The 21,906-nt window shown below is 46.7% G+C and carries 22 protein-coding genes and 1 pseudogene; 22 read left to right on the forward strand and 1 reads right to left on the reverse strand.

The genetic code is table 11. The features are described from left to right. The first annotated feature begins 185 nt into the window (after positions 1-185). The gene (locus tag VSQ30_RS14230) at positions 186-353 is read left to right on the forward strand and encodes a hypothetical protein (protein WP_334464716.1); all 168 of its coding nucleotides are present in this window, start codon (positions 186-188) and stop codon (positions 351-353) included. Then, positions 346-1,392, forward strand: a complete 1,047-nt coding sequence (locus tag VSQ30_RS14235; protein ID WP_334464717.1) for a DNA cytosine methyltransferase — start codon at positions 346-348, stop codon at positions 1,390-1,392. Before VSQ30_RS14230 ends, VSQ30_RS14235 begins: the two co-directional genes overlap by 8 nt. 300 nt (positions 1,393-1,692) lie before the next feature. On the opposite strand, the gene VSQ30_RS14240 is transcribed toward VSQ30_RS14235, so the two are convergent. Next, the gene (locus tag VSQ30_RS14240) at positions 1,693-2,091 is read right to left on the reverse strand and encodes a hypothetical protein (RefSeq protein ID WP_334464718.1); all 399 of its coding nucleotides are present in this window, start codon (positions 2,089-2,091) and stop codon (positions 1,693-1,695) included. Positions 2,092-2,527: 436 nt separating this feature from the next. Here VSQ30_RS14240 and VSQ30_RS14245 point away from each other — a divergent pair, with 436 nt between their 5' ends. From VSQ30_RS14245 to VSQ30_RS14340, 20 genes and pseudogenes are all read left to right on the forward strand, one after another. Next, on the forward strand, positions 2,528-2,761 hold the full coding sequence (locus VSQ30_RS14245) for a hypothetical protein (protein WP_334464720.1): 234 nt from the start codon (positions 2,528-2,530) through the stop codon (positions 2,759-2,761). 200 nt (positions 2,762-2,961) lie between these two features. Beyond that, on the forward strand, positions 2,962-3,138 hold the full coding sequence (locus VSQ30_RS14250) for a carbon storage regulator (RefSeq protein WP_334464722.1): 177 nt from the start codon (positions 2,962-2,964) through the stop codon (positions 3,136-3,138). Between the two features lie 143 nt (positions 3,139-3,281). Next, on the forward strand, positions 3,282-4,952 hold the full coding sequence (locus VSQ30_RS14255; RefSeq protein ID WP_334464724.1) for a flagellin N-terminal helical domain-containing protein: 1,671 nt from the start codon (positions 3,282-3,284) through the stop codon (positions 4,950-4,952). Between the two features lie 117 nt (positions 4,953-5,069). Beyond that, positions 5,070-7,097 (forward strand): hypothetical protein, encoded by a 2,028-nt coding sequence (locus VSQ30_RS14260; RefSeq protein WP_334464726.1) that lies wholly within the window; start codon positions 5,070-5,072, stop codon positions 7,095-7,097. Between the two features lie 14 nt (positions 7,098-7,111). Further along, positions 7,112-7,633 (forward strand): adenylyl-sulfate kinase, encoded by a 522-nt coding sequence (locus tag VSQ30_RS14265; RefSeq protein WP_334464727.1) that lies wholly within the window; start codon positions 7,112-7,114, stop codon positions 7,631-7,633. After that, positions 7,630-8,325: an IspD/TarI family cytidylyltransferase gene (locus tag VSQ30_RS14270; protein WP_334464728.1), complete on the forward strand. Its 696-nt coding sequence runs from the start codon at positions 7,630-7,632 to the stop codon at positions 8,323-8,325. The genes VSQ30_RS14265 and VSQ30_RS14270 overlap by 4 nt, the downstream gene beginning before the upstream one ends. A gap of 2 nt (positions 8,326-8,327) precedes the next feature. Further along, a complete protein-coding gene (locus tag VSQ30_RS14275) occupies positions 8,328-9,377 on the forward strand; it encodes an NAD-dependent epimerase/dehydratase family protein (RefSeq protein WP_334464729.1) in 1,050 nt (349 codons plus the stop codon). Next, on the forward strand, positions 9,374-10,480 hold the full coding sequence (locus tag VSQ30_RS14280; RefSeq protein WP_334464731.1) for a DegT/DnrJ/EryC1/StrS family aminotransferase: 1,107 nt from the start codon (positions 9,374-9,376) through the stop codon (positions 10,478-10,480). The genes VSQ30_RS14275 and VSQ30_RS14280 overlap by 4 nt, the downstream gene beginning before the upstream one ends. 10 nt (positions 10,481-10,490) lie before the next feature. Continuing rightward, the gene (gene rfbA, locus VSQ30_RS14285; protein ID WP_334464733.1) at positions 10,491-11,375 is read left to right on the forward strand and encodes a glucose-1-phosphate thymidylyltransferase RfbA; all 885 of its coding nucleotides are present in this window, start codon (positions 10,491-10,493) and stop codon (positions 11,373-11,375) included. A 30-nt stretch (positions 11,376-11,405) separates the two neighbouring features. Then, entirely contained in the window at positions 11,406-12,434 is a 1,029-nt protein-coding gene (locus VSQ30_RS14290; RefSeq protein WP_334464734.1) for a radical SAM protein, read from the forward strand. Between the two features lie 56 nt (positions 12,435-12,490). Then, positions 12,491-12,667 (forward strand): annotated as a pseudogene (locus VSQ30_RS14295) (dTDP-glucose 4,6-dehydratase); the annotation flags it as partial. Beyond that, complete coding sequence (locus VSQ30_RS14300) at positions 12,664-13,308, forward strand: NeuD/PglB/VioB family sugar acetyltransferase (RefSeq protein ID WP_334464736.1); 645 nt, start codon at positions 12,664-12,666, stop codon at positions 13,306-13,308. The pseudogene VSQ30_RS14295 and the gene VSQ30_RS14300, both read left to right, overlap by 4 nt. An 18-nt stretch (positions 13,309-13,326) precedes the next feature. Continuing rightward, on the forward strand, positions 13,327-14,280 hold the full coding sequence (locus VSQ30_RS14305; RefSeq protein WP_334464738.1) for a glycosyltransferase family 2 protein: 954 nt from the start codon (positions 13,327-13,329) through the stop codon (positions 14,278-14,280). Between the two features lie 4 nt (positions 14,281-14,284). After that, a complete protein-coding gene (locus VSQ30_RS14310) occupies positions 14,285-14,836 on the forward strand; it encodes a hypothetical protein (RefSeq protein WP_334464740.1) in 552 nt (183 codons plus the stop codon). 567 nt (positions 14,837-15,403) lie between these two features. Continuing rightward, a complete protein-coding gene (locus VSQ30_RS14315; protein WP_334464742.1) occupies positions 15,404-16,507 on the forward strand; it encodes a glycosyltransferase in 1,104 nt (367 codons plus the stop codon). Positions 16,508-16,574: 67 nt separating this feature from the next. Further along, a complete protein-coding gene (locus VSQ30_RS14320; protein ID WP_334464743.1) occupies positions 16,575-17,546 on the forward strand; it encodes a hypothetical protein in 972 nt (323 codons plus the stop codon). A gap of 355 nt (positions 17,547-17,901) precedes the next feature. Then, entirely contained in the window at positions 17,902-18,969 is a 1,068-nt protein-coding gene (locus VSQ30_RS14325) for an FkbM family methyltransferase (protein ID WP_334464745.1), read from the forward strand. A gap of 405 nt (positions 18,970-19,374) precedes the next feature. Next, positions 19,375-20,688 (forward strand): sensor histidine kinase, encoded by a 1,314-nt coding sequence (locus VSQ30_RS14330; protein ID WP_334464897.1) that lies wholly within the window; start codon positions 19,375-19,377, stop codon positions 20,686-20,688. Beyond that, the gene (locus VSQ30_RS14335; RefSeq protein WP_334464746.1) at positions 20,685-21,422 is read left to right on the forward strand and encodes a LytR/AlgR family response regulator transcription factor; all 738 of its coding nucleotides are present in this window, start codon (positions 20,685-20,687) and stop codon (positions 21,420-21,422) included. Before VSQ30_RS14330 ends, VSQ30_RS14335 begins: the two co-directional genes overlap by 4 nt. A gap of 126 nt (positions 21,423-21,548) precedes the next feature. After that, complete coding sequence (locus tag VSQ30_RS14340) at positions 21,549-21,728, forward strand: DUF6440 family protein (protein WP_334464747.1); 180 nt, start codon at positions 21,549-21,551, stop codon at positions 21,726-21,728. Positions 21,729-21,906 lie beyond the last annotated feature (178 nt).

Below are 21,906 nucleotides of genomic sequence, written 5' to 3' on the forward strand. Positions count from 1 at the left end.
TGAACCCGTATTCGTGATCGAGGGGGACGGGCGCGACCGTTTCGTGACGGACGACGGCGCGGTGGTTGTCGGGCGGGTTGCCCGCCCGGAAGAGGAAAGCCGCGATCTTCCCGTTGCCTTTGTGCCGCATTGGAAAACTTGCCCGAATGCAGGGGATTTCCGGCGGAGCGGGAGGGGGTGAGAGCATGAAGCGTCAATTCTGCTTGCCTTGCTTTCTTGAACTGCAAAAGGCCGGAAAGCACAGCATAAAGCGCGTGGGCGGCAGGAATCAGAAAATCACGTGCTGGCGGTGCAAACGCCGCCGCTATGGAACCGACTATGAAATTTCCCGAAAGGGGGCAAAAAATGATTAAGTTTTTAATCGGCGGTTCCCCTTGCACCCATTGGAGTATAGCGCAATGCAAGGCGAGGGAAACAGAGCCGGACGGAATCGGCTGGGAGTTGTTCAAGAATTATCTTATAGCAAAAGAAAAGTTTCGGCCTGATTTTTTCCTTTATGAAAACAACAAGAGCGCGGCGCAATCAATCAAAGACCGAATTTCGGAAGAGCTAGAAACGCCCTTGCAGTACATAAATTCCGCCCTTGTGTCGGCGCAGAACCGCTGGCGGTTTTACGCCCATAACATACCGGGAGTTGAACAGCCGGAAGATCGTCACATTATGCTGGCGGATATTCTGGAAAGTGGGATATGCGACCGCGAAAAAGCAACTTGCCTTTTGGGGACATACGACCATGCAGGGGCAAGAAACTATTTGAAGAAAAATCACGGGCAAATGGTATTTGAGCCTGTAACAGAGCAAAGGGCTTTTCCCGTGGGAACTACAACAGACGAGAAAGCGTATTGCCTTACGTCGAACTATGCGAAAGGAAGCAATATCAAACAAACGGTAGGAAGTCGGAAAAGAACGCTTGTCGCTGAAAGAGTGATTCCCCCGGCGGCGTTTGCGGGGCGTGTTGTAGGGCGGCGTATCAATGAAGCGGGGCATAGGGACAACTACAACCCGGATATTCCGCACATACAACGCTTTGAAGTAAACATCGACCCGCAAAAGACAAACACAATTTCAACAGTTGTAAAAGATAACATGATAGCAATTCAAGCAAACGACACGGTAAAGGAACGCAAGATTTACGAAGTGAGAAATGGGAAAATCCTTTTCAACGGCGTTAGATATGAAATTGCATTGCCGGACGGGTTTTACACCATTCGTCCGCTGACCGTTACGGAGTGTTGCCGATTACAGACCTTGCCGGACAATTACTGCTGGATGGCGAAAAAGTCACACGCATACCGAGGGCTGGGGAACGGGTGGACGGCGGAAGTTATTATACACATTCTTTCCCATGCGCTGGCCGGAATACCGAAAAATGAAGAAAAGATATTGCATTAAACCAACGCGATAAGCAGGGTTTCCGATACGGTTCCAGTCTACTTGAATAAAATCGTATGCGTACCTTGTTCCTAATTGGTTTGTACCATGACTGGGTATTTTTGTCCCCGGTGTATTAGGAGAAAGCCATTCTCCCCGTAATGGAAATTGAACAATAATCGGATTACACATTTCAAGCATAACGTCCCTCCTGTCAAACCACTTTGAAATACAATTAGAAAAAATCAGTACAAATACACAAAAATATATTGTTATTTTTTGTGTTCTATTATCTGTTTTTTAAGAATTATAAAAACACTTTTATATTGCCTGTTCATTACCAACTCCATAAAAGATTTTCTTTAATTCATTAAAATACCTGTCAAGTTTTTTTCGCAGAGTAGCAGAATTGACATTTATTTCATCATTATGAATTTCATGTAATAGCTGATTTGTAAATCCGATATTAGACCAAAGAATAATTTGTTTACACATTTCAATATCCATATCTTTTCTAAATTTAGTTGTATCTATTTCATCAAACAATTTGGGATAACAGTCTGAATGAGATTTTCTTTTTTCAAGTTCACTATTGATTTCTTCGGAATTGGTAATACACGAAATCCGCACAGGAAACAATATATTGATACAGGCTCTCAAAAACTGCCAGGTATTGAACCATATGGGATAGACCTCCGAAGAAATCTTCTCCTTTATCATGTTCATCCTACTTGTCTTGCCGCTGCCCCCATCACCTTGTATAGAGATCGTCATTGGTGTATCGCTGTTGAGAATAAAGGCGCTCAGGCCGTCAACATACCGCCTTGTGCCAAATGTGTCCTCCGTCAGCCGCTCAATGGCCTGTCTGTATTTCTGAACATGATAACTCCGCTTCCGGCATTTGTTTTACTTAACTATAGCACACTATCAAATAGTAAGCAAAATATATCCCAATCCCAACCTGGTGTATAAGGAAAAATTTTTCCGCCTCATCTTGTAAAGTATAGGTTTCGAAAATGTAGAAAAGTTTGAAAACTCCCTTATCTTTTCTGAAAAACCGACGATATACTGTGTGTAAGCAGGGATGCAATGCTGGATAAGTATTGTCCGGAAAATTATACTTAACCGAAAAACTGCGAAAAGAGGGCATCAGTCCATGCAGATACAGGATGTATTGTTTGATGGGGAGTCCTCCCTGCAGCCGGATGAAATGAAGGCCCGGTTAAGTGATTTAGCACAGGAGATCGTTTCGCTTATTGTGGGAAGCGGCACCGAGCACAGCTACGAATTGCTGAACGGGTTTGTAGGCGATTTGTTTATGTCCGCCACCAAACAGTCCATCAAAGAGAACAGGCGAGCAGGCCGAGGGTATCGCAAAAGCCAAAGCTGAAGGCGTAGACTTTGGCCGCAAACGGAACCCTTTGCCGGAGAATTTTGAAGAAGCCCGGCTGCTGTGGCACAGCCACAAACTGAAGATGAAGGATGCCGCTGAGCGCTGCAGGATGGTCCCGCCTACATTATTATGGCGCAGTTCAGCGGGCGGAAAGTGCCAATAACGAGTAAAACTATAACAGCGGGAGGGAACCCGGTATGCTGACTTTGAGGATCAAAGCAGGTGAATGCATTACCATCGGCGACAACATTTCTGTCCACGTATACCGCTGGCGGGGCGACTCTGTAGAACTGGCAGTGAACGCGCCCAAGGAAATCGCGGTGCGGCGGAAGCGGGTGGAGGAAGCGCCGGAAATTTTATTGCGCGAAAAATAATTTTGGTTTCTGCCAGTCCTAGGCTGGTTGAAATATACAGCGCTGGATAAGCAAACTTGGCCAGTTTGCCTAAATGGCGCGCAAACCCGGCGAAGGACGCCGGAAGGTAAAAAACGCTAAAATAATTTTGAAGGAGAAAAATTATGCGTATTCAACACAACATCCTGGCGATGAACGCCTACCGGAACTACAACACCAACACCTCTGCCCTGGCAAAGAACCTGGAGAAGCTGTCCTCTGGCTACAAGATTAACCGCGCTGGCGACGACGCTGCTGGCCTGGCTATTTCTGAGAAAATGCGTGCACAGATCACCGGCCTGAACGCTGCCCAGAAGAACGTAAAGGACGGCATCTCCCTGGTAAAGACCGCTGAAGGCGCTATGCAGGAAATCCAGGACATGCTCAACCGCATGGACTACCTGGCCACCCAGTCTGCCAACGGCACCTATGACAATGAAGTTGACCGCCTGAACCTCCAGAAGGAAGTGGATCAGCTGAAGTCTGAAATCAACCGTATCGCGGACTCCGCCAACTTCAACGGCATCAAGCTGCTGGACGGCACCCAGGGCGCTTCTACTGCCACTGGTGGCACTGCTATCAGGCTGAATGCAGACACAGACGCTGTGGAAGGCAATGGCAGCGGCCAAAAGGGTGTTTACAGCATTGATATTTCCAAGTGGTCTGGCAGCGCGGGCTCTGCTGCAAAAGCATCCTTCTCTATTGTAATTGGCGGCGTAACCATTGCAAAGGCCAGCATTTCTGCTGGTAAGACGGGCGATGCAAGCGCGATCAAGCTTTCCGCATCGAGCGCCACTATCAATAATGTGAAGTTCGAGGTCAAGCTGGACGGCGGTAAGATCACTTTGACCATGAAGAGCGTGCCTACCACCAAGTTTGATTCGAGCATGGCGGTTACAGTTACTCCAACAGGCGCAAACGCCACAGAAAACAACGCTATTTCCGGCGCTGTCAAAGTGGAAACTCCTGCCATTGCCAAGGAAGACTCGAAGTTCGCTTCCGCAACCTTTGCTCTGACAACCGAAATGATAAAGGACGGCAACCAGATCAAGATCGGCAAGGACGTCTATACCTTTGCTGTGGGCAAAGACAGCAAGTTCAAGGGCGGCAATGTGATCGATCTGAGACACATGAAAGACGGCGACGCTGATTTGGTTAAGGAAGCTGGCCGTGCCCTGTCCAAGGCTGCCGCAAACAACAGCTGGTTCAAGGTGACCACGCAGAACGATGGCGGCACCATCCATCTGACTGAAAAGTTTGGCGCTGATGGCAGCGAGCGGCCTTATAAGAACAACATGGTCGGCACTTCTACTGCTAAAGACGCTGACTGGAACGCCACCGGCACAGATGCCACTAAGTTTGTCATGTGGGGCAAGAACGGCGAGCTGGGCAGCAGCGGCGGCCTGACCCTGCAGATCGGTGATACTTCCGACAGCTACAACCAGCTGAACGTTGTCATCGGCGACATGCACACCACTGCTCTGGGCATTGACAGCGTTGATATCAGCAAGCCTGAGAGCGCTTCCGCCGCTATCCAGACCATTAAAGACGCTATCAACTATGTTTCCGGCGTCCGCGGCGACCTGGGCGCAACCCAGAACCGTCTGGAGCACACCGCTAACAACCTGAGCGTCATGGCTGAGAACATTCAGGACGCTGAGTCCACCATCCGCGACACAGACGTTGCCGAAGAGATGATGGCTTACACCAAGAACAACATCCTCATCCAGTCCGCACAGGCTATGCTGGCTCAGGCCAATGCGGTTCCCCAGGGTGTGCTGCAGCTCTTGGGCTGATTCCGTTAGCTGAAAAGCAGGAAAATGTTGTTCTACAAGTAAATCCCACGCACAAGGAGAGGGGGCAGGCATGTGCCTGTCCCCTTTTTGTCGGGGATCCTGAAAGGGTATCGAAGGATGAAAGCGATTGAGATAGCGCAGAGACTGGCGCAGTTAAATGAAACGGAAAGCGCCTTGCAGGCATACAAGCTGGCCCTTGCGGAGGAAGCGGATCCCACGGTGAAAATGGAAGCCGCCGTATATATTTTGCAGTTCGGCAAAGACGATGACTATAAGATTTCCTATACGATGTTCCATGATTTATATAACCAGGGGATTTTTAAAGAGAACATTCTGGAAATCATGGAAGAGGCGTTTTACGCGCCCAATATGAAGCTGATGAAGGCGCATTATAAGAAGAATTGTGCGCTGCTGGAAAAATACCCCTACATATTCCGGAAAGATTTTTTGAAGTTTGAAGATTTGCCCATCAAGTTTTATCCCTTTGACGATACAAGCTATACGCCCTATTACCCTGCAGAGGAGCGGTTCGGGGCATATATTGACTTTAAAGATACAGTTATCAAGCACTATTTTTTCAAGGATCTGGAAAAACCTATCCTGGCCACAGATGTTACTTCCCAGTATGAGTTGGAATACCTGCGGGACAATGTGCGCCGCAGCGAGGACGTGGCAAAGGAAAACCACATTTACCTGCACTACACAAGCTGGGCAGAGTTCTGCTCTTACCTGCCCTGTCTGAACATGAAGCCTTTGCTGGAAGAGCAGAAGATTGTGTTCCTGTTTGAGGAGGAAATCAGCCAGTATCCAATTGATTTTAAAGAGCGGTTTAATATTGACTACAGCAAGTTTACGCTGCAGCCTATCCGCATACGGGAAGTCAGCAAGATGATCTGGCATACGCAGCTGTCCTCCCACAACGGCGGCGACTTTTTCAACGAGATTTTTGACTCCCACCCCAACTTGCTGGCAATGCCTTCCGTTATGATGGATAATACGCAAAATAATATTGCGGAAATTATGGAAGCGCTGCGGATAGCGGGCAGCCTGGCTGAGGCACAGCGTTCCCTGCCATCCATGGAACCGGAATTAGTGCAGCAATTATACACAAACCGGGGGCGGAATGAAAAAGATGTGCTTGTGGCACTTTTTCTGCACCAAAAAAGCTACTATGTCCATTCCCTGGACACAGGCTCGCGGATTGCGCCTGCCCTCTTTTTCCAGCCCCACTTTTACAATATCCACTATCGGCTGAATGTGTACGAGGGCAGGAATCAGACAACCCTATCCTCTGCTGTATATGATGAAGTGCAGAAATCGCCCATATTCCGGAATTTCAAGTATATTAAGACTTTTACGCCTATGCGTAGGTTTACCACCAGCCATGGCTCTACCGTGAAATTCATGAATATCATGGCAAAGTTTGCAAATGAAAACAACACAAAGGGGGATGACGCCGTTACAGTGGTGACAGATGCGGTGATGGAACGCGTCCTAAACCGCAGCTTTATGGTGGATCCTGATGACAGGCTCTACCATGACGGTGTGGTGGTGCGCCTGGAGGACGGCAAGATAAACCCCAGGGCAACGTTTGCCGCTTTGGCGCACTTCCTGGATTTGCCATACACAGAGAGCATGACGTACTGCTCATCAGAGGGAAAAAGGGATCCGAACTTAGGCGGCGACTATGCCACTGGGTTCAGCCTGGCCAGCGTATACAGAAACGTTGACGAATACATGAATGGAAACGAAGGGAAGTTCATCGAATACTTCCTACGGGATGCTTACGAGTATTACGGATATGATTTCCTTTACTATGATGGCAAGCCGGTTGATCATGGGGCGGTTTCCTCATGGATTAGCGGATTTGACAAAATGAACCAATATATTGCGGAGACTTGGAAGATTATTTTCCAGCAGGCGAAAGTTTCTGCCAATGGAATGCCGGTTGAGGCAGATATTGAGGAAAAGGTTCAGGCCGAAATGCTGGGGAACTACATGAAAGACGTAGAAAAACATCGGATTGAAAACGCGGAAGTGCTGCTTAGAGGGCTGAATTTCATCAACGAAAACGGCCAGCCTTTGCGGATGATGCCGAAGCTGGAACCAGACCCAGCGCTACTGGAGCAGCCGCTGTACCACTGAGGAGGTAAACACACATGGGAAAAGGAACGGTTTACTTCTTTACGGGCCTGGCGGGGGCAGGGAAAACCACCATTGGCGGCATGTTCTATGAGAGGCTGCAACAGATAAAACCTGACGCAGTCTTAATTGATGGGGACAGGAACCGGGATAATGCCAAAGCACGAACGCCGCAGGATTATTCGACAGAATCACGGCGAGCAGGAGCAAAGGGCATATTACAACGGTGCAAGGCGTATGCAGATCGGGGCGTGGACGCTGTTTATTGCGGCATCGGCATGTATGCGGATGTGCGGGCCTGGTGCCGGGAAAACATCGAAAACTACAGGGAAATCTACATAAAAGTATCCATGGAGACATTGTATAGGCGCAACCAAAAAGGCCTTTACTCTCCTGGCGTGAAACAGGTTGTAGGGGTAGATTTGCCCTGGGATGAGCCGGACAGCTCCGACGTGGTCATTGAAAACGACCGGGAGGAAGCCCCGGAGGTTATTGTGGACATGCTTTTCAGGGAATTCGGTTTGGAGGACAGAGTATGAACATTGCGTTGATTATTGCGGGCGGCAAGGGCCAGCGGATGCAGCAGGAAATCCCCAAACAGTTTTTGAATGTAAACGACAAGCCAGTGATGATTTATACATTGGAGGCCTTCCAGTCCCACCCGGATATTGACAGGATTGGCGTGGTTTGTGTAGATGGCTGGCATGATATTCTGCGTGCCTATGCCCGGCAGTACAGAATCGACAAGCTGGAATGGGTGGTTTCCGGCGGGGAAAACGGGCAGACATCCATCCGCAATGGGGTGTTCCATGCAGAGCAGTTATATGGGGAGCAGGACATAATTTTAGTGCATGACGCTATCCGGCCGATGGTTTCCCATGAGATCATTTCAGACTGCATTGTGCAGTGTAAAAAGCATGGCTCTGCAGTTTCCATTGTGCCCTGCAATACAGTTGCTTTGCGGCGGACAACGGACCACCTTTCGTCTGAGGTAGTCCCCCGGGACAGGCTGGCGCTGACCCAGACGCCTCAGGCTTTTCCTCTGAAAAAATTGGCGGACGCTCACCGCAAAGCCCTTGAAACAGGCATTACAAACTCTATTGCAAGCTGTACGCTGATGGTAGAATTGGGGGAATCTGTCCACTTTTCCATTGGTGCAGAGACGAACATCAAGCTGACCACACCGGACGATTTGAAGATTTTCAAGGCCCTGCTGGCGCTGAGGGAGTGACCATGGATTTACTGGAAAATCAGGCGTACATAAATTCCTTAAAGGGAATACAAGGTTTGGAGTTCCTTAGAGGAAAAACTGTCCTCATTTCGGGAGCTACTGGCATGCTGGGAAGCTGTCTGGCAGACGCTGTTATGGTGTGGAACCGGCAGCAGGCAGAACCATGCAGGATGGTGGCAGTTGGGCGCAATTTAGAAAAGACGCGGGAAAGGTTTGAGCCATTCTGGAATAATAAGAACTTTATATTTATTCAACAAGATGTATGCAAGCCATTTGAAAATTTTTCGGCACAGGTTGATTTTATCATCCATGCCGCAAGCCCGGCTGACCCGGTGAACATGGCAAAATACCCGGCGGACACGCTGCTGGCCAATGTGCTGGGTACAAAAAACCTGCTGGAATACGGTCTGGCACAGGGCATGGAACGTTTCCTCTTTGTTTCTTCCGGGGAAGCTTACGGCCAGCCGGATGAAAATCAGGACGATTTCGTAGAGGGTTATTGCGGGCCGCTGGATTTAACCAGCCCCCGTTCCTGCTATCCGGAGGGCAAACGCGCCGCCGAGGTTTTGTGCCAGAGTTACCGGAGCCAGTTTGGCGCGGACGTGGTGATTGTACGGCCCTGTCATCTTTTTGGGCCGACCATGTCGCGGAGTGATAGCCGGGCGGTGGCGGAGTTCCTCTGGGCCGCGGCGGAGGGACGGGATATTGTGCTGAAAAGCGATGGACTGAAGGAACGCTCCCACTGCTATGTGGCGGACGCGGTGCAGGGCTTGCTGGCTGCGCTGGAAAAGGGCGAATCCGGGCAGGCGTATAACATTGCGGACAGACGGTATCAGATGACAATCCGGGCGTTTGCAGAGCAGGCAGCAGAGGCTGGCGGCTGCAGGGTGGTTTTTGATTTGCCAAGCGATATGGAAAGCAGAGGCTATTCCAGGGTTTCCAGACAAGTGTTGGATGCGGGGAAGTTGGAAGGGTTGGGGTGGAAGCCGGGTTATTCCATAGAAAATGGGGTAGCGGAGGCTATACGGATTCTGAGGGAGTGCAGCCAATGAAAAAAATCAACGTAACCCGCTCCTCCATGCCGCCTTATGAAGAATATTGCGCAGAAATTAAAGATTTGTGGGACAGCCGGTGGCTGACCAACATGGGCCAGAAGCATGAAGAGTTACGAATAAAATTGCAGGAGTATTTGGGGACAGGGCACCTGGAACTGCTTACAAATGGGCATATGTCTATTGAAGTTTCTTTGCAGACTTTGGGGCTTTCTGGGGAGGTTATCACTACGCCTTTTACCTTTGCCTCCACCACCCAGGCCATCGTGCGAAACAGCTTGACACCTGTGTTTTGCGACATTGACCCGGTAACATTCTGCATGGATCCGGAGAAAATAGAGCCGCTTATCACGGAGAAAACCAGCGCCATTCTGCCCGTGCATGTGTACGGGAATGTGTGCGATGTAGAGGCTATTGAAGCCATCGCGAAAAAGTATAATCTTGCAGTTGTATACGACGCAGCCCACACTTTTGGCGTGAAATATGAGGACAAGAGTACTGCAAATTTTGGTGACGTAAGTTGTTTCAGTTTTCATGCCACAAAAGTTTTTCACTCCATTGAGGGCGGATGCGCATGCTTCCAAAACGGAGAGTTTGGGGCGCGTCTGGCTAAGCTGAAAAACTTTGGTTTGGCTGGTCAGGAAAGTGTGGAGGAAATCGGCACAAACGCAAAAATGGATGAGTTTAGGGCCGCTATGGGACTGTGCAACCTGCGGTATGTGGATGGGGAAATCGCGAAAAGAAAACGTGTTGTGGAGCGCTACCGGGAGCGCTTGGAAAATATTCCGGGCTTGCAATTAAATCCCGTACAGAAAAATGTGCGGCAGAATTTTGCCTACTTCCCAGTGGTTTTCCATGAGGAAATCTTTGGAGCAAACCGGAATTGTGTGATGGACAAACTTGCAGAAAATTGTATACACGCCCGAAAATATTTCTATCCGCTGACAAGCGAATTCAGCTGTTATAAAGGAAAATTTGAGGTACAGGAAACGCCTCTTGCAAAAGAAATCAGTCGAAAAGTTTTGACGCTGCCGCTGTACGCGGACTTGGATTTGGCGGATGTGGACAGGGTTTGCGATATCATTTTGAATTGCAAAAAGTGAGGTGGAAATCGTGAAGGGAATCATTTTGGCTGGAGGCTCGGGTACGCGGCTATACCCGCTGACGAAAATCATATCCAAACAGCTTTTGCCCGTGTATGACAAGCCAATGATTTTCTATCCCCTGTCCACCTTGATGCTGGCGGGGATACGGGATATTTTGCTGATTTCCACGCCCCAGGATCTTCCCAAATTCCAGGAATTGCTGGGGGACGGCGGGCAGTTTGGCATCCATTTAAGCTATGCGGAGCAGCCAAAACCGGAAGGGATCGCCCAGGCGTTTCTCATTGGGGAAAGCTTCCTGAACGGCGAACCATGTGCCATGATTCTGGGGGACAACATCTTTTATGGCGGGTGGTTCAGCAAGAATCTGGACGAGGCTGTAAAGAATGCTTATGACGGTTTTGCAACCATTTTTGGATACTATGTCCGGGATCCCCGGCGGTTTGGGATTGTGGAATTTGATTCCCATCACAACGTAGTTTCCGTAGAGGAAAAGCCGGAAAATCCGAAATCCAATTACTGCATAACCGGGTTATATTTTTACAGCAGCGGGGTTTCAGAGCTGGCAAAAAAGCTGGACCCGTCGGCCCGGGGGGAGCTGGAAATCACGGACTTAAACAGGCTGTATTTGCAGGAAAACAGGCTGAAGGCCCAGGTGCTGGGCAGGGGGTTTGCCTGGATGGATACAGGCACAGTGGACAGTTTGATGGAAGCCGCCATCTTTGTGGAGACAGTGCAGAACCGGCAGGGGGTTGTGATTTCCGCGCCGGAAGAAATTGCCTATTACGCTGGATGGATAAATCATAACCAACTAGTTGATGCAGCAAATTTATATGGAAAATCACTTTATGGTCAGCATCTCTTTCGGGTAGCACAAGGATTCTTTATAAATTAGGAACTGACAAAGAATGAGGAGGCAAGCATAGTGGATACTGTAATAAACAACTTTAACTCAGAGCAAAAAATACTGAAATATACAGATAAAATTGATTACTATCTTAATGGACATAAAACTCTTATTGTTACGGAATTGGATTTGACTAATAGGTGTAACAATAATTGTCCTGGTTGTTGTGGCGTAAAGGAAAATGGTGCAGAATTGTCACAAGAGCAGATTAATTTAGTAATCCAAAGCTTGTCTGCAATGGACTGTAAAGGAGTAATTTTATCTGGTGGCGGTGAACCTTTGATTAGCCCACACTTTATATATGCTCTGATAGAATTAAGGCGACACGGTTTAAAGGTTGGAATAAATTCGAATGGATTGGCCTTAACAGAAGAATTAGCTCAGCTTATTGCAGATAATTGTGAGTATTTTAGAATTAGTCTGGATGCAGCTAGTGCTGAGATGTACCAGAAAACACATGGTATGCCAAGCAGTGCTTTTGAACAGACGAAGAAAAATATAGAAATGTTTTCAAGAATTAAAAGGGCGTGCCATAGCAAAGTGAGTTTCGGTGTGGGGTTTTTAACGAGCGAAGATACTGCAGAAGAGATGAGCGACTTTGTGGATTTGGTCAAGAGATGCGGAGCGGATTTTGCACAGTTTAGACCATTTACAGGAAATTTATTTGATATCACAGAGAAGTATCTACAAATCAAGGAGAAATATGAAACGCCTGATTTTGGAGTGAGAGCATCTTTGCAAAAATATAAGGAAATGCAAAGTGGAGGAACAAGGAGTTATAGTCGATGCCACGGTATGTTTTTTTCTACGGTTGTAACAGCCGACGCAAAAGTCTTTGCCTGTCTACACCATCGGCAAGAAAAGGACTACTATTTAGGCGAGATTAATGAGCAAATATCCCTGGAAGACATTTTTCGGAGTGCACGCATGAGGCAAGTTTATGAGAATATAGATTGTTCTCTGTGTCCGAACATGTGCAGAAATGACGCATTTAATAGAACATTAGAAAGGCTCTTTGAAGATGTTGTACATTCTGAATTTTTATGATATAAAAAAGAGATATTGAGAATGAATGTAGTCGGCATCAAAGGATACGGCAGGCGTATGCCATAAACCTGAAGAAAATACATAATGAATCGGGCTGGCTGCCGGAGACAAAGTTTGAGGACGGCATGAAGCGGACAGTTCGGTGGTATGCGGAGAACCGGGAGTGGTGGGAGGACATCGTTTCCGGGGAGTATCAAGAATATCATAAGAAGATGTACGGAGAGGTAAGATGACGTTAGGAATATATGGATCAGGTGGCGTAGGCCGTGAGGCTGAAGAGTTAGCGCAGATTTTGAAAAAGTGGAATGAAATTGTTTTTATTGACGATATAGCAGTCCCTGGAATATTTCATAATGTCAAGCGAATGCCTTTTGTGCACTTTCAAAAGCGATATTCTTCTGAAAGTGCAGAGATAATCATTGCTATTGGGGAGCCAAGTGATAGGAAAAAACTGTTTCTGCGAGTCCAAAAAGCAGGTTATTCTCTGGTAAACTTGGTTCACCCAGGTTCCCATGTGAGTTCATCTGCTCAACTTGGGACAGGCGTAATGATACAGAAAAGCGCTTTCATTGGGTGTGATGTGACAGTTGGAGATAATGTTCACATAGAGCCAGGCGTGTTTATAGGTCATGACTCTGTTGTAGGCTCCCATTGTGTCTTTGCCAGTAAAGCTGCCCTCGGTGGAAAAGTTTCTATGGGACAATCGGTCTTTATTGGGTTGGGGGCTTCTGTCAGGGATAGGATAACCATTGGAAAAAGGGTTATCATAGGTATGGGGGCAGTTGTTATAGAGGGAGTTCCCGATGATAGTATTGCCATGGGGCAGCCGGCAAAAAATTTCAAGCAAGACGGGATTCGCAAAGTATTTAAATGAAGAAAAGGATTTATCATAATGGAAAAGGCTGATTTGCAGGTAACTATTGTTCTTCTGAGTTATTGCCATAAAAACTATATCAGACAAGCCCTGGAGAGTATTTTTAATCAACAAACTTGCTTGTGCTATGAAGTTTTAGTGGGGGATGATGCGTCAAAAGATGGAACTGCTGATATTATCCGGGAATATGCAGAATTGTATCCAAACATTAAGCCGACATTTCGAAAAGAGAATGTGGGGGCAAGTTACAACTTATTTGATTTGATTTGTCAGGCGAAAGGTAAGTACATCGCTTTATTGGAAGGTGATGATTTCTGGGTAGATAACCATAAACTGCAAAAGCAGTTTGATTTTTTGGAGAACCAGCCGGAGTATATGGGTTGTTGCGGTAAATGTCTGATTGTAGACGAAAACAGCAAGCCGGATTATGAACGGAGTTGCCATATCGCTTGGAATAAAAAAGTATTTGAGTTAGATGATTTTGCAGAAAGCTGGCAGTTGCCGGGTCAATTGGGAACGATGATGTTTCGGAATATTTTCCTTGGCGTAAATCCAGAGACATATAATATTTTATATAAGGCGCATCCCATGGTATGCGATAAGACCATTTTACTGTTTATACTCTTTCATGGATCATTCTATTGTAGTAATGAAGTACTCTCTGCCTACCGATTTGTGGACAAAAAAGGGAGAAACAACTGGTTTTCTATCCACCATGCAAACCCTTATCGCCACTATGATATGTTCATGTACCCATGCAAACTGGAAAGCTGGGCTAGAGAAAAAATAAAATTACCACGCAATAAACACTTTGGGAAGCGCAGTCCATACCGGTTTGCCCGGTTTGTAGAGGAATGTGTAAAAAGACCGGGGCGCAAGAGGTTCCGGTGTTTATTTAAGATGATAGCCCACAGCCATCAGCCTATGAAATACATCTGGTATGTGTTGAAAACGCTGATAGAAATGGAGTGACAGCATGAAGAAATCGCATATGGCGGTACTGTTTCTGGGCACAGTTTTAAGTGCTACCGCAGGTGGAGCATTTGTAAAAAAGCTGTGGCTGAAGAAATACCACAAGCAAAAGGTGGATCTGGCAACGGCCAGCCACGAGCGGGATCTCCTACATATTTTACTAAAGCTAAGACAGAATGAGGTGCGGTTCAGCGAATACTTCACGGAACATAATTTGCAGTGTGTAGCTATCCTGGGCATGGGCCGGGAGGGGCGGTATCTGCTAGATGAGTTGGCAAAAGAAAATGAGGTCACTACGGCCTATGGCGTGGAGGCCGACTACCTGGGTTCTGTGCATGAAAGGCTGACAGTCTACCGCCTGGGCGAAGATGAATTACCAGCGGCAGATTGCTTGGTGGTATGCGATCTAGTCCGAACAGAAGAAAAAACCGCAATGGCGGGAAAAGAATTCTTCGGAAAGATTGTTATGTTGGAAGAGGTTTTAGAATGGCTAATGGACAGGCATGGCGTTAAGCAGTGGGTGGGACAATCAACATCATCCCGCCCTGCAAGATAAATCAGAAGTCAAGAACGAAGGGCAGAGTGCGGGATTTTTCTGCCAGGAAAACACAATCTTCACTGGAATATTGAATGGAGTATTTCTAAGAAAAGATGGTGAAGTATGGCGGCAAAAAACTATTGATTCGGCAAATTAGGGCTTGTTTGAAAATAGAGGAAGTACCGGAATTTTTGTTCCAAAGGGAGCGGTTTCAAGGCGGAAACCGCAAGAAATACTGTCGTATTTCGAGGATTTTCAACACAGAAACCGCCCGTTTGGGGCAAAAAGACGGCGTTTACAATTTTTCAAACAAGCCCTAACTGTTTTCAAATAAGCCCTGGTGATTTTGTATGAATACAATCTGACATATCGGGGCAGAGCATCCTATAGTAAACACACTTAAAAATCGGTATTTAACGATTTTTAAGCTGGGCGGTGCAGCTATTGCTGCTTTTCTGCCTATTTCAAAAGAACCTTCAGACTCTTTTGAAGTGTGCTTTCCATAAAATGGCTCCTTTGTGTTCCCTATACAATTGCGCATAAATGTGTTAAAAAAATAAAAAACAATAAAAGGGAGCGGGTATTTTGAACATATTACACTTAGTGCCTTCTGCAAAATTCAGTGGAGTACATTCATTTGTGCTCAATTATTATCAACATATAGATAGAAAGAAATTCCATTTTGATTTGTTGACACGAGGCAATGAGCTTGGAATACCTTCTCAGTTTTCTGCGAGAGACTTTGGTATACAGCATCTACCGGAAAAATCAAGCCCTGACAAAGATAAAGTAGTTAAAGAGATCTTAGCAAGTGGGTATGATGCATTTCATATTCACACAAGTTTTTGGCAAGGCTTTTGGTTAGAAGAAAAAGCTAAGGAAGTTGGTATACCTAAGATAATAGTGCATTCCCATAGTACGTCTATAGCCGGGATAGAAGAAGAGACCCGGCGAGAAGAATTGCGAAAGCGGCATTTTATCCTGAGAGAAAAACTGTCTCCAGAAGTTGCTACAGATTTTTTAGCGTGCTCGAAAGAAGCAAGTGAGTGGCTGTTTGGCACAAGGATTCCGAAAAAACAAATACATCTGATTAAAAATGCGATTGACGTCGAATTATATGGATATAATTCGGATACAAGAATAAAACTGCGTTCTCAACTAGGTATTTCTGACTCTTTTGTATTAGGCACTACAGGAGGCTTTTGGAATTCTAAAAACCCTTATTTTCTGCTAGAAGTATTTAGAGAGTTTCATCATAAACATTTGGATGCTAAGCTTTTGTATATTGGCGAAGGCCCCAAAAAGCAAGAAATAGAAAATCATATAAAAGAATTAAATTTAGAAGACAGCATTTTAGTTTTGGGTTTTCAAGAAAATATTCAGGATTTTTTGCAGGCCATGGATTGTTATCTATTGCCTTCATTATTTGAAGGCATGCCCATCTCGCTTATAGAAGCAGCTTCCGCAGGTCTTCCATGTTTAGCATCGGACCGTATTACGCAGGAAGTCGAAACAGTGGAGAATATTACTCGATTACCCCTTGATATCCCAACTTGGATACAAGCCTTAGATCGTATGATAGACAAACCTATATCTAGGCCGAAGGGGGTTGAGGTAGTGCGGGCAGCCGGATATGACATTAAAAAACAGGTAAAAGTGCTGGAAGATCTTTATTTGGGAAAATTATAAAAGCAGGCTGGCAGAATAAGCTTGTAATTTTAACGACATTGGCGTGCGTGAAGGAAGGACAATAGAAATGAAAAGATGTGTTATTTGGGGAACAGGGCAGGTAGGCAAAGCGATCATTGCGGATTTATGTAATATGCCATACGAAGTTGTCGCATATTGCAGCAGTAATTTCGAAAAGTATGCTGACAAGACGGTTAATGGGAAAAGGGTTGTTTCTCCTGCTGAGTTAAAAGAAATGTGCGAAAAGCAACGTGTTGACAGCATTTTAATTGGGGTTATACATAAATGCCATTTGAAAGAAATACAAGATAGGATATCCTGGGACTTTCCAACCGGAATCGAAGTTATCACTTGGCAGGATGAAGGTTTTCAGGAAGATCTGCTTGATAAAACAAGAAAGAATTTTAAAGGCAGAGAACATATTTGGAATGTTGATTTTGAAAAAGAATCAGAGATATGGGTAAATCATTTCTCAGAGGAAATTGATTACTGGCTATTATCGGCGGCAAACCCTGAGGGACTGGAGCATAAGAATTGCCAAAAGCGCTTAAAAAACACTAACTTTATAAGTTCCGAGAGAATTCATCCATTTTTGACAAATGCGATGCTATTATCAAATCAATTTGACTTAACAGAAGGTTCTGTTGTCATGGATTTGGGGTGTGGACTTGTTTCAAAATATGGCAATATTCTCCCTACGCAACAAAGAATCAATTTGCTCCAAGTTGATGCCCTGGCTCCTTTCTATAACAAAATTGTTGAAAAATTTTTTCCTGGCGAGAAAGGGGATCATTCTTTTGGACTGTTTGAGTTTATTTCGGGATTCTTTGAAAAAGAATTCTGCGATTTGATTCTTATAGATAATGCCTTAGATCATTGTATTGATCCGTATAGGAGTATTGTGGAGTGCCTTTATATTTTGAAAAAAGGCGGCAGGCTGCACCTTTTTCATCGCTGTTCAGAGGCGCTTTTTGAAGGATATGCAGGATTGCATAAATGGAATATTGATAGTGATGTAGATTCTCATTTAGTGATGTAGATTCTCATTTAGTGATATATAATCACGTCAACTTTATTGACATCACCGAACAACTCAAATCGGTAGCCGATATCAATATCCGGCGGGTGATGGGGCCCAGAATAGAACAGGCAATAGCAGTAGAAATCAGAAAGAGGACGGATTTTGCTCTTGAAGATTTTTTGGATATCAAATTACGGCAATACTATCTGGCGTGCTTTATCAAAAACCTGATGTTCCGCATAGCGGACGAAGAGTACAGGTATAATAGTTATAATTTTTGATGCAAATATTTTATGAAAAACATAGAACTTTAAGGCAAATTGAACTAAAGATGACATGCTAACATAAACTTATAGAACAGGCGGTGTAAAGAATGGATGTTTTAAAAGATTTGCAGAGTGTCTACCAAATGCTGGAGGATGAGGAGTCTCGATATGTGTACATAAACCGGCTCAACTATTTGATTACGGGAGATTATATGTATATAGATGACATTGTCAAAAACTATCTTCCTCATCTTCCTGTTTTGAAAAAGGTGGAAGATTTGCTGATGCTGATGTCCCCAAATCAAGAAATCATTTTGTATGGCGCTGGCAAAGTGGCGCGTGATATCCTGCCTTTTGTTAAAAACGACAAAAGATTTATTGGTTTTTGTAGTGGAACGAAATCAAAGCAAGAAAAGGGATATTTAGGATATCCAGTTATATGTCCAGAAGAATTATTGAAAAACAAGGATAAGAGTGTTATCGTTTGTACCACCGTATATGAAGAGGAGATTCTAGATATATTGCAAAAAGCCCAATATCCTGAACACTTGATTTTTCGATTAAATGGATATCACGGATATCTGGATCAAGCGGATGAAGAAGAATATTTTGAACAAGATTTTTTCCAATATGGTGATGATGAGATTCTTATTGACGCGGGGTGTTTTGATTTACAAACTTCTTTGCAATTTACTCAATTTTGCAAAAGTGTAAAATCGATATATGCTTTCGAACCTGATCCAAATAATTTTGAAAAATGCATAGAGACTAAAACAAAAATGCACCTTTCACAAGCAAAAATTTTTCCAATTGGTACATGGAGTGAAAAAGATACTTTACTATTTGATGCTTCAGGGGATGTAGCAGCTCACATAAATCAAAATTTAGTTGATGGCAGCGTTGTGCCAGTAGAAGCTATTGATAAAATAGTGGATCCAAATGATAGAGTTACATTTATTAAAATGGATGTGGAAGGTGCGGAATTAGAGTCGCTAAAGGGTGCAAAAAACACTATCCGTAAATATAAGCCTAAGCTAGCAATTTGCATATATCATAAGCCTGAAGATATGGTAAAAATACCTTTGTATATAAAATCTCTGGTGCCTGAATATCACTTATATATACGGCATCACTCAAACGGTTGGTGCGCCACGATACTATATGCGGTAATATAATTATTTCTGGGCTTGCCGTTACTGGATTTGCTAAACGTCTCAGCCTTAAATTTCTCGATTTCTTCCGGTGTAGACACCATGAATGTTTCCTGTGCAGGTAAGTTCTCTTCATTTTGCGCCGCCACGAAAATCTTTGCTAGTATTTCCTGCTGGGTCAGGCAGCGGAAGTATTCGTTAAGACCTGTTGGACAGCATGATGCCAGGGATGGCAAAGGAGGCCGGGGTTTACCTAACACTTTAGCGCCCGTGACCCCATGCGCTGGGCTGGACTGACGAATTGCTGCAAAGCCCAGGTGGAGGAAATTATTTTTGCGGAGTTGATACACTGCTGAGCTGGCTTATCCGTGGACAAAATTCCCTTCCTGTGGTATGATAGTCCGCAGAAAGGAGGCGACTTCTGTGCTCATGCTGGAGGATTACCTGACCGCATTTGTCGGTTCTCTGGCAGCCCATGCCGCCTTGGCAGTCTACCTGTTTGTGATGATGGATGTGCGGGGGTGGCGGATACTGAAAAAGCTGCCCGTCTTGCTGCTCTCCCCCTTGGCGGCCTCCTTGCTACAGGTGGGCCTGTATGTGCTCATCCCCGACCACGTGCTGGTCCGCTACTACATAAGCTCCTTCGCCGTCCTGCTGATGTGTACCTTTTGGGTCCAGTGGGCCTGGCGAACCGAATTCTGGAGGGCCTTTTCCGCCGTATGTATGGGAGGCGTGTTTCAAGTGTCCACGTCCTGTCTATCCCAGATCCTGCTTCTGAACAGCGAACTCCAGTTTACAGTGGTGGTGTATTTGGTTGTGGTTCCGATCTCAGCCCTCCTGCTGCACCGTCTGCGCTTCGGGCGCTGGTTCCGCTTTCTGCTGGAGGAGGGCTTCGGCCAGCGCCGGACGGCCCTGTTTCTTTTCGCCCTGGAAGCGGCTATGGAAACATTCTTAATCCTACAGGCGGGGATTCAACCGGAATATCTGGGTCCCTACTTTATGCTGGTGCTGGCGATGGCGGCGCTGGAGGCGGGGCTGGTGATCCATTTGGCCCAGCGGCTGGACGCCGCCCGGAAGGTAGCGGCCCAGCAGGATGTCATCGCACAGCAGCAACTCTACGAGCGGGACCTGGAGGCCATCCGACAGGAGGTGCGGGCTTTCCGGCACGACTACAAAAACCTGCTGGCGGGGCTGTCAGAGCAGGCGGACGAGGGGGAGCTGGACCAACTGCGCGCCGCCCTGTCGGAACTGGACACGGGCTTTGACCGGCGCATAGGAGAGAAAATTCAGGCATCCACTCAAATCGGCAATGTGCACGTTCCCCAGGTGCGCAGCCTCCTGCTGTCCAAGCTGGCCGCTATGGGGGAGCAGGGTATCAACTGCCGCCTGGAGGCACTCTACCCTGTGGAGCGGGTCGGAATAGACCCATGGGACTTTACCCGCTGTCTGGGCATCCTGCTGGACAACGCTGCCGAGGCCGCTTTGGAAACGGAAACGCCCTGGGTGGAGATTATCCTGCTGTCTCAAAAGGACAGGCTGTCCCTTCGGATTTCCAACCCCTACGCTGGGACTATCAACCCGGATAAAATTTGGACGGAGGGCTTTTCTACCAAGGGAGAGGGCCGGGGATTGGGGCTGCCCAGCTACCAGCGGATGTTGGCGGTCTATTCCAATGCGGCAGCATCCACAAGTTGGGCGGACGGCGTATTTGTCCAGGAATTGACGGTGGAGGAAAAAGCATGATTCCAATCTATCTCTGTGACGATGAAGAAAGTGTCCGCCACCAGCTCAAAACCGCTCTGGAGTGGAAGATTTTCATGGAGAACTACGACATGAAAGTGGTATGCGCCGCATCTGCCGCCCCGGAACTGCTGGAAACAGCCCAGAACAGCCGCCGAGGCGTCTACTTCCTGGACGTGGATTTGAAGGATGGAGCGTGGGACGGCTTCACGCTGGGGCGGGAACTGCGGCGGCGGGATCCTCATGGCACACTGGTCTACATTACCAGCTATGGCGATCTGGCCTGGAAAACCTTCCAATACCATTTGGAGGCATTCGACTACATCGTGAAGGAGGGAGAGCAGATCGGCCCTGCCATCACCCGCTGCCTGGAGGCGGTCCACGCCCGCTTATTGGACGAGCGCCATGACCCGGCAGAGATGTTCTCTTTACGAACGGGTGATGAAACCCGCCACATTCCCCTGACCGACATCTTGTTTTTTGAGGCCGCGCCCAAAGCCCACCATGTATATCTTCATACGGCGGACAGCCGTCTGGATTTCGTGGGTAGTTTGAACGAGCTGGAAAAGGAACTGGATGGACGATTTGTCCGGGTTCACCGGTCCTTTCTGGCGGCGTGGGACAAAATTGAGGCAGTGGATGGAAAGGGAAATCAAGTCCGGGTGGGCGGTAGCATGTGTTTGCTGTCCCGAACTGGAAAAGCCGAATTGAAGAAGAAACTGAGAGGGAGCGTTTGAGGCTCCCTCTTTGTTTTTGCCGCTCAGGAACGATTTGTGCTGTCTAGGAAGATTTGCCCACAGCGGGGCCGCATTGTGCTATTCTTCTGTTCACAGGCAGGCGGGATGCGAAAGGAGGGAACCGCTATGGCAAAGGACCGCTTTGTGGAAGTTTACTCCCAGGGAGTTACCAATGCGGAGAAAATCATCGTGGACACCCAGACCGGCGTGAATTATGTGCTGGCCTCGTCCGCACTGACTGCGGGTTGCGGCATGAGCATCCTGGTGGATGCCGACGGCAAGCCCATCGTCACCCCCGTGGGCTGAAAAAACTGCGATACACAGCGCCACATTGAATTTATTCCGCCTGTCCGCACCGAAACGAATTGCAATGATATAGGAGGCACATAACCATGGCAAGAGAAGTCCAGAAATTCACCCAGGAGGCCGGATATAAGCCGCTGGAAAACCGCTGCATCATCGTCAAATACGCCCCGGAAAATCT

The sequence above is a fragment of the Acutalibacter sp. JLR.KK004 genome, from assembly GCF_036941085.1.
In the GTDB taxonomy this organism is placed as follows: Bacteria; Bacillota; Clostridia; order Oscillospirales; family Acutalibacteraceae; genus Acutalibacter.

Bases quoted from the DNA above. Each gene is read 5' to 3' on its own strand.
- VSQ30_RS14230 (WP_334464716.1), top strand. From the start codon at position 186: ATGAAGCGTCAATTCTGCTTGCCTTGCTTTCTTGAACTGCAAAAGGCC.
- VSQ30_RS14235 (WP_334464717.1), top strand. From the start codon at position 346: ATGATTAAGTTTTTAATCGGCGGTTCCCCTTGCACCCATTGGAGTATA.
- VSQ30_RS14240 (WP_334464718.1), bottom strand. From the start codon at position 2,091: ATGATAAAGGAGAAGATTTCTTCGGAGGTCTATCCCATATGGTTCAAT.
- VSQ30_RS14245 (WP_334464720.1), top strand. From the start codon at position 2,528: ATGCAGATACAGGATGTATTGTTTGATGGGGAGTCCTCCCTGCAGCCG.
- VSQ30_RS14250 (WP_334464722.1), top strand. From the start codon at position 2,962: ATGCTGACTTTGAGGATCAAAGCAGGTGAATGCATTACCATCGGCGAC.
- VSQ30_RS14255 (WP_334464724.1), top strand. From the start codon at position 3,282: ATGCGTATTCAACACAACATCCTGGCGATGAACGCCTACCGGAACTAC.
- VSQ30_RS14260 (WP_334464726.1), top strand. From the start codon at position 5,070: ATGAAAGCGATTGAGATAGCGCAGAGACTGGCGCAGTTAAATGAAACG.
- VSQ30_RS14265 (WP_334464727.1), top strand. From the start codon at position 7,112: ATGGGAAAAGGAACGGTTTACTTCTTTACGGGCCTGGCGGGGGCAGGG.
- VSQ30_RS14270 (WP_334464728.1), top strand. From the start codon at position 7,630: ATGAACATTGCGTTGATTATTGCGGGCGGCAAGGGCCAGCGGATGCAG.
- VSQ30_RS14275 (WP_334464729.1), top strand. From the start codon at position 8,328: ATGGATTTACTGGAAAATCAGGCGTACATAAATTCCTTAAAGGGAATA.
- VSQ30_RS14280 (WP_334464731.1), top strand. From the start codon at position 9,374: ATGAAAAAAATCAACGTAACCCGCTCCTCCATGCCGCCTTATGAAGAA.
- VSQ30_RS14300 (WP_334464736.1), top strand. From the start codon at position 12,664: ATGACGTTAGGAATATATGGATCAGGTGGCGTAGGCCGTGAGGCTGAA.
- VSQ30_RS14305 (WP_334464738.1), top strand. From the start codon at position 13,327: ATGGAAAAGGCTGATTTGCAGGTAACTATTGTTCTTCTGAGTTATTGC.
- VSQ30_RS14310 (WP_334464740.1), top strand. From the start codon at position 14,285: ATGAAGAAATCGCATATGGCGGTACTGTTTCTGGGCACAGTTTTAAGT.
- VSQ30_RS14320 (WP_334464743.1), top strand. From the start codon at position 16,575: ATGAAAAGATGTGTTATTTGGGGAACAGGGCAGGTAGGCAAAGCGATC.
- VSQ30_RS14325 (WP_334464745.1), top strand. From the start codon at position 17,902: ATGGATGTTTTAAAAGATTTGCAGAGTGTCTACCAAATGCTGGAGGAT.
- VSQ30_RS14330 (WP_334464897.1), top strand. From the start codon at position 19,375: ATGCTGGAGGATTACCTGACCGCATTTGTCGGTTCTCTGGCAGCCCAT.
- VSQ30_RS14335 (WP_334464746.1), top strand. From the start codon at position 20,685: ATGATTCCAATCTATCTCTGTGACGATGAAGAAAGTGTCCGCCACCAG.
- VSQ30_RS14340 (WP_334464747.1), top strand. From the start codon at position 21,549: ATGGCAAAGGACCGCTTTGTGGAAGTTTACTCCCAGGGAGTTACCAAT.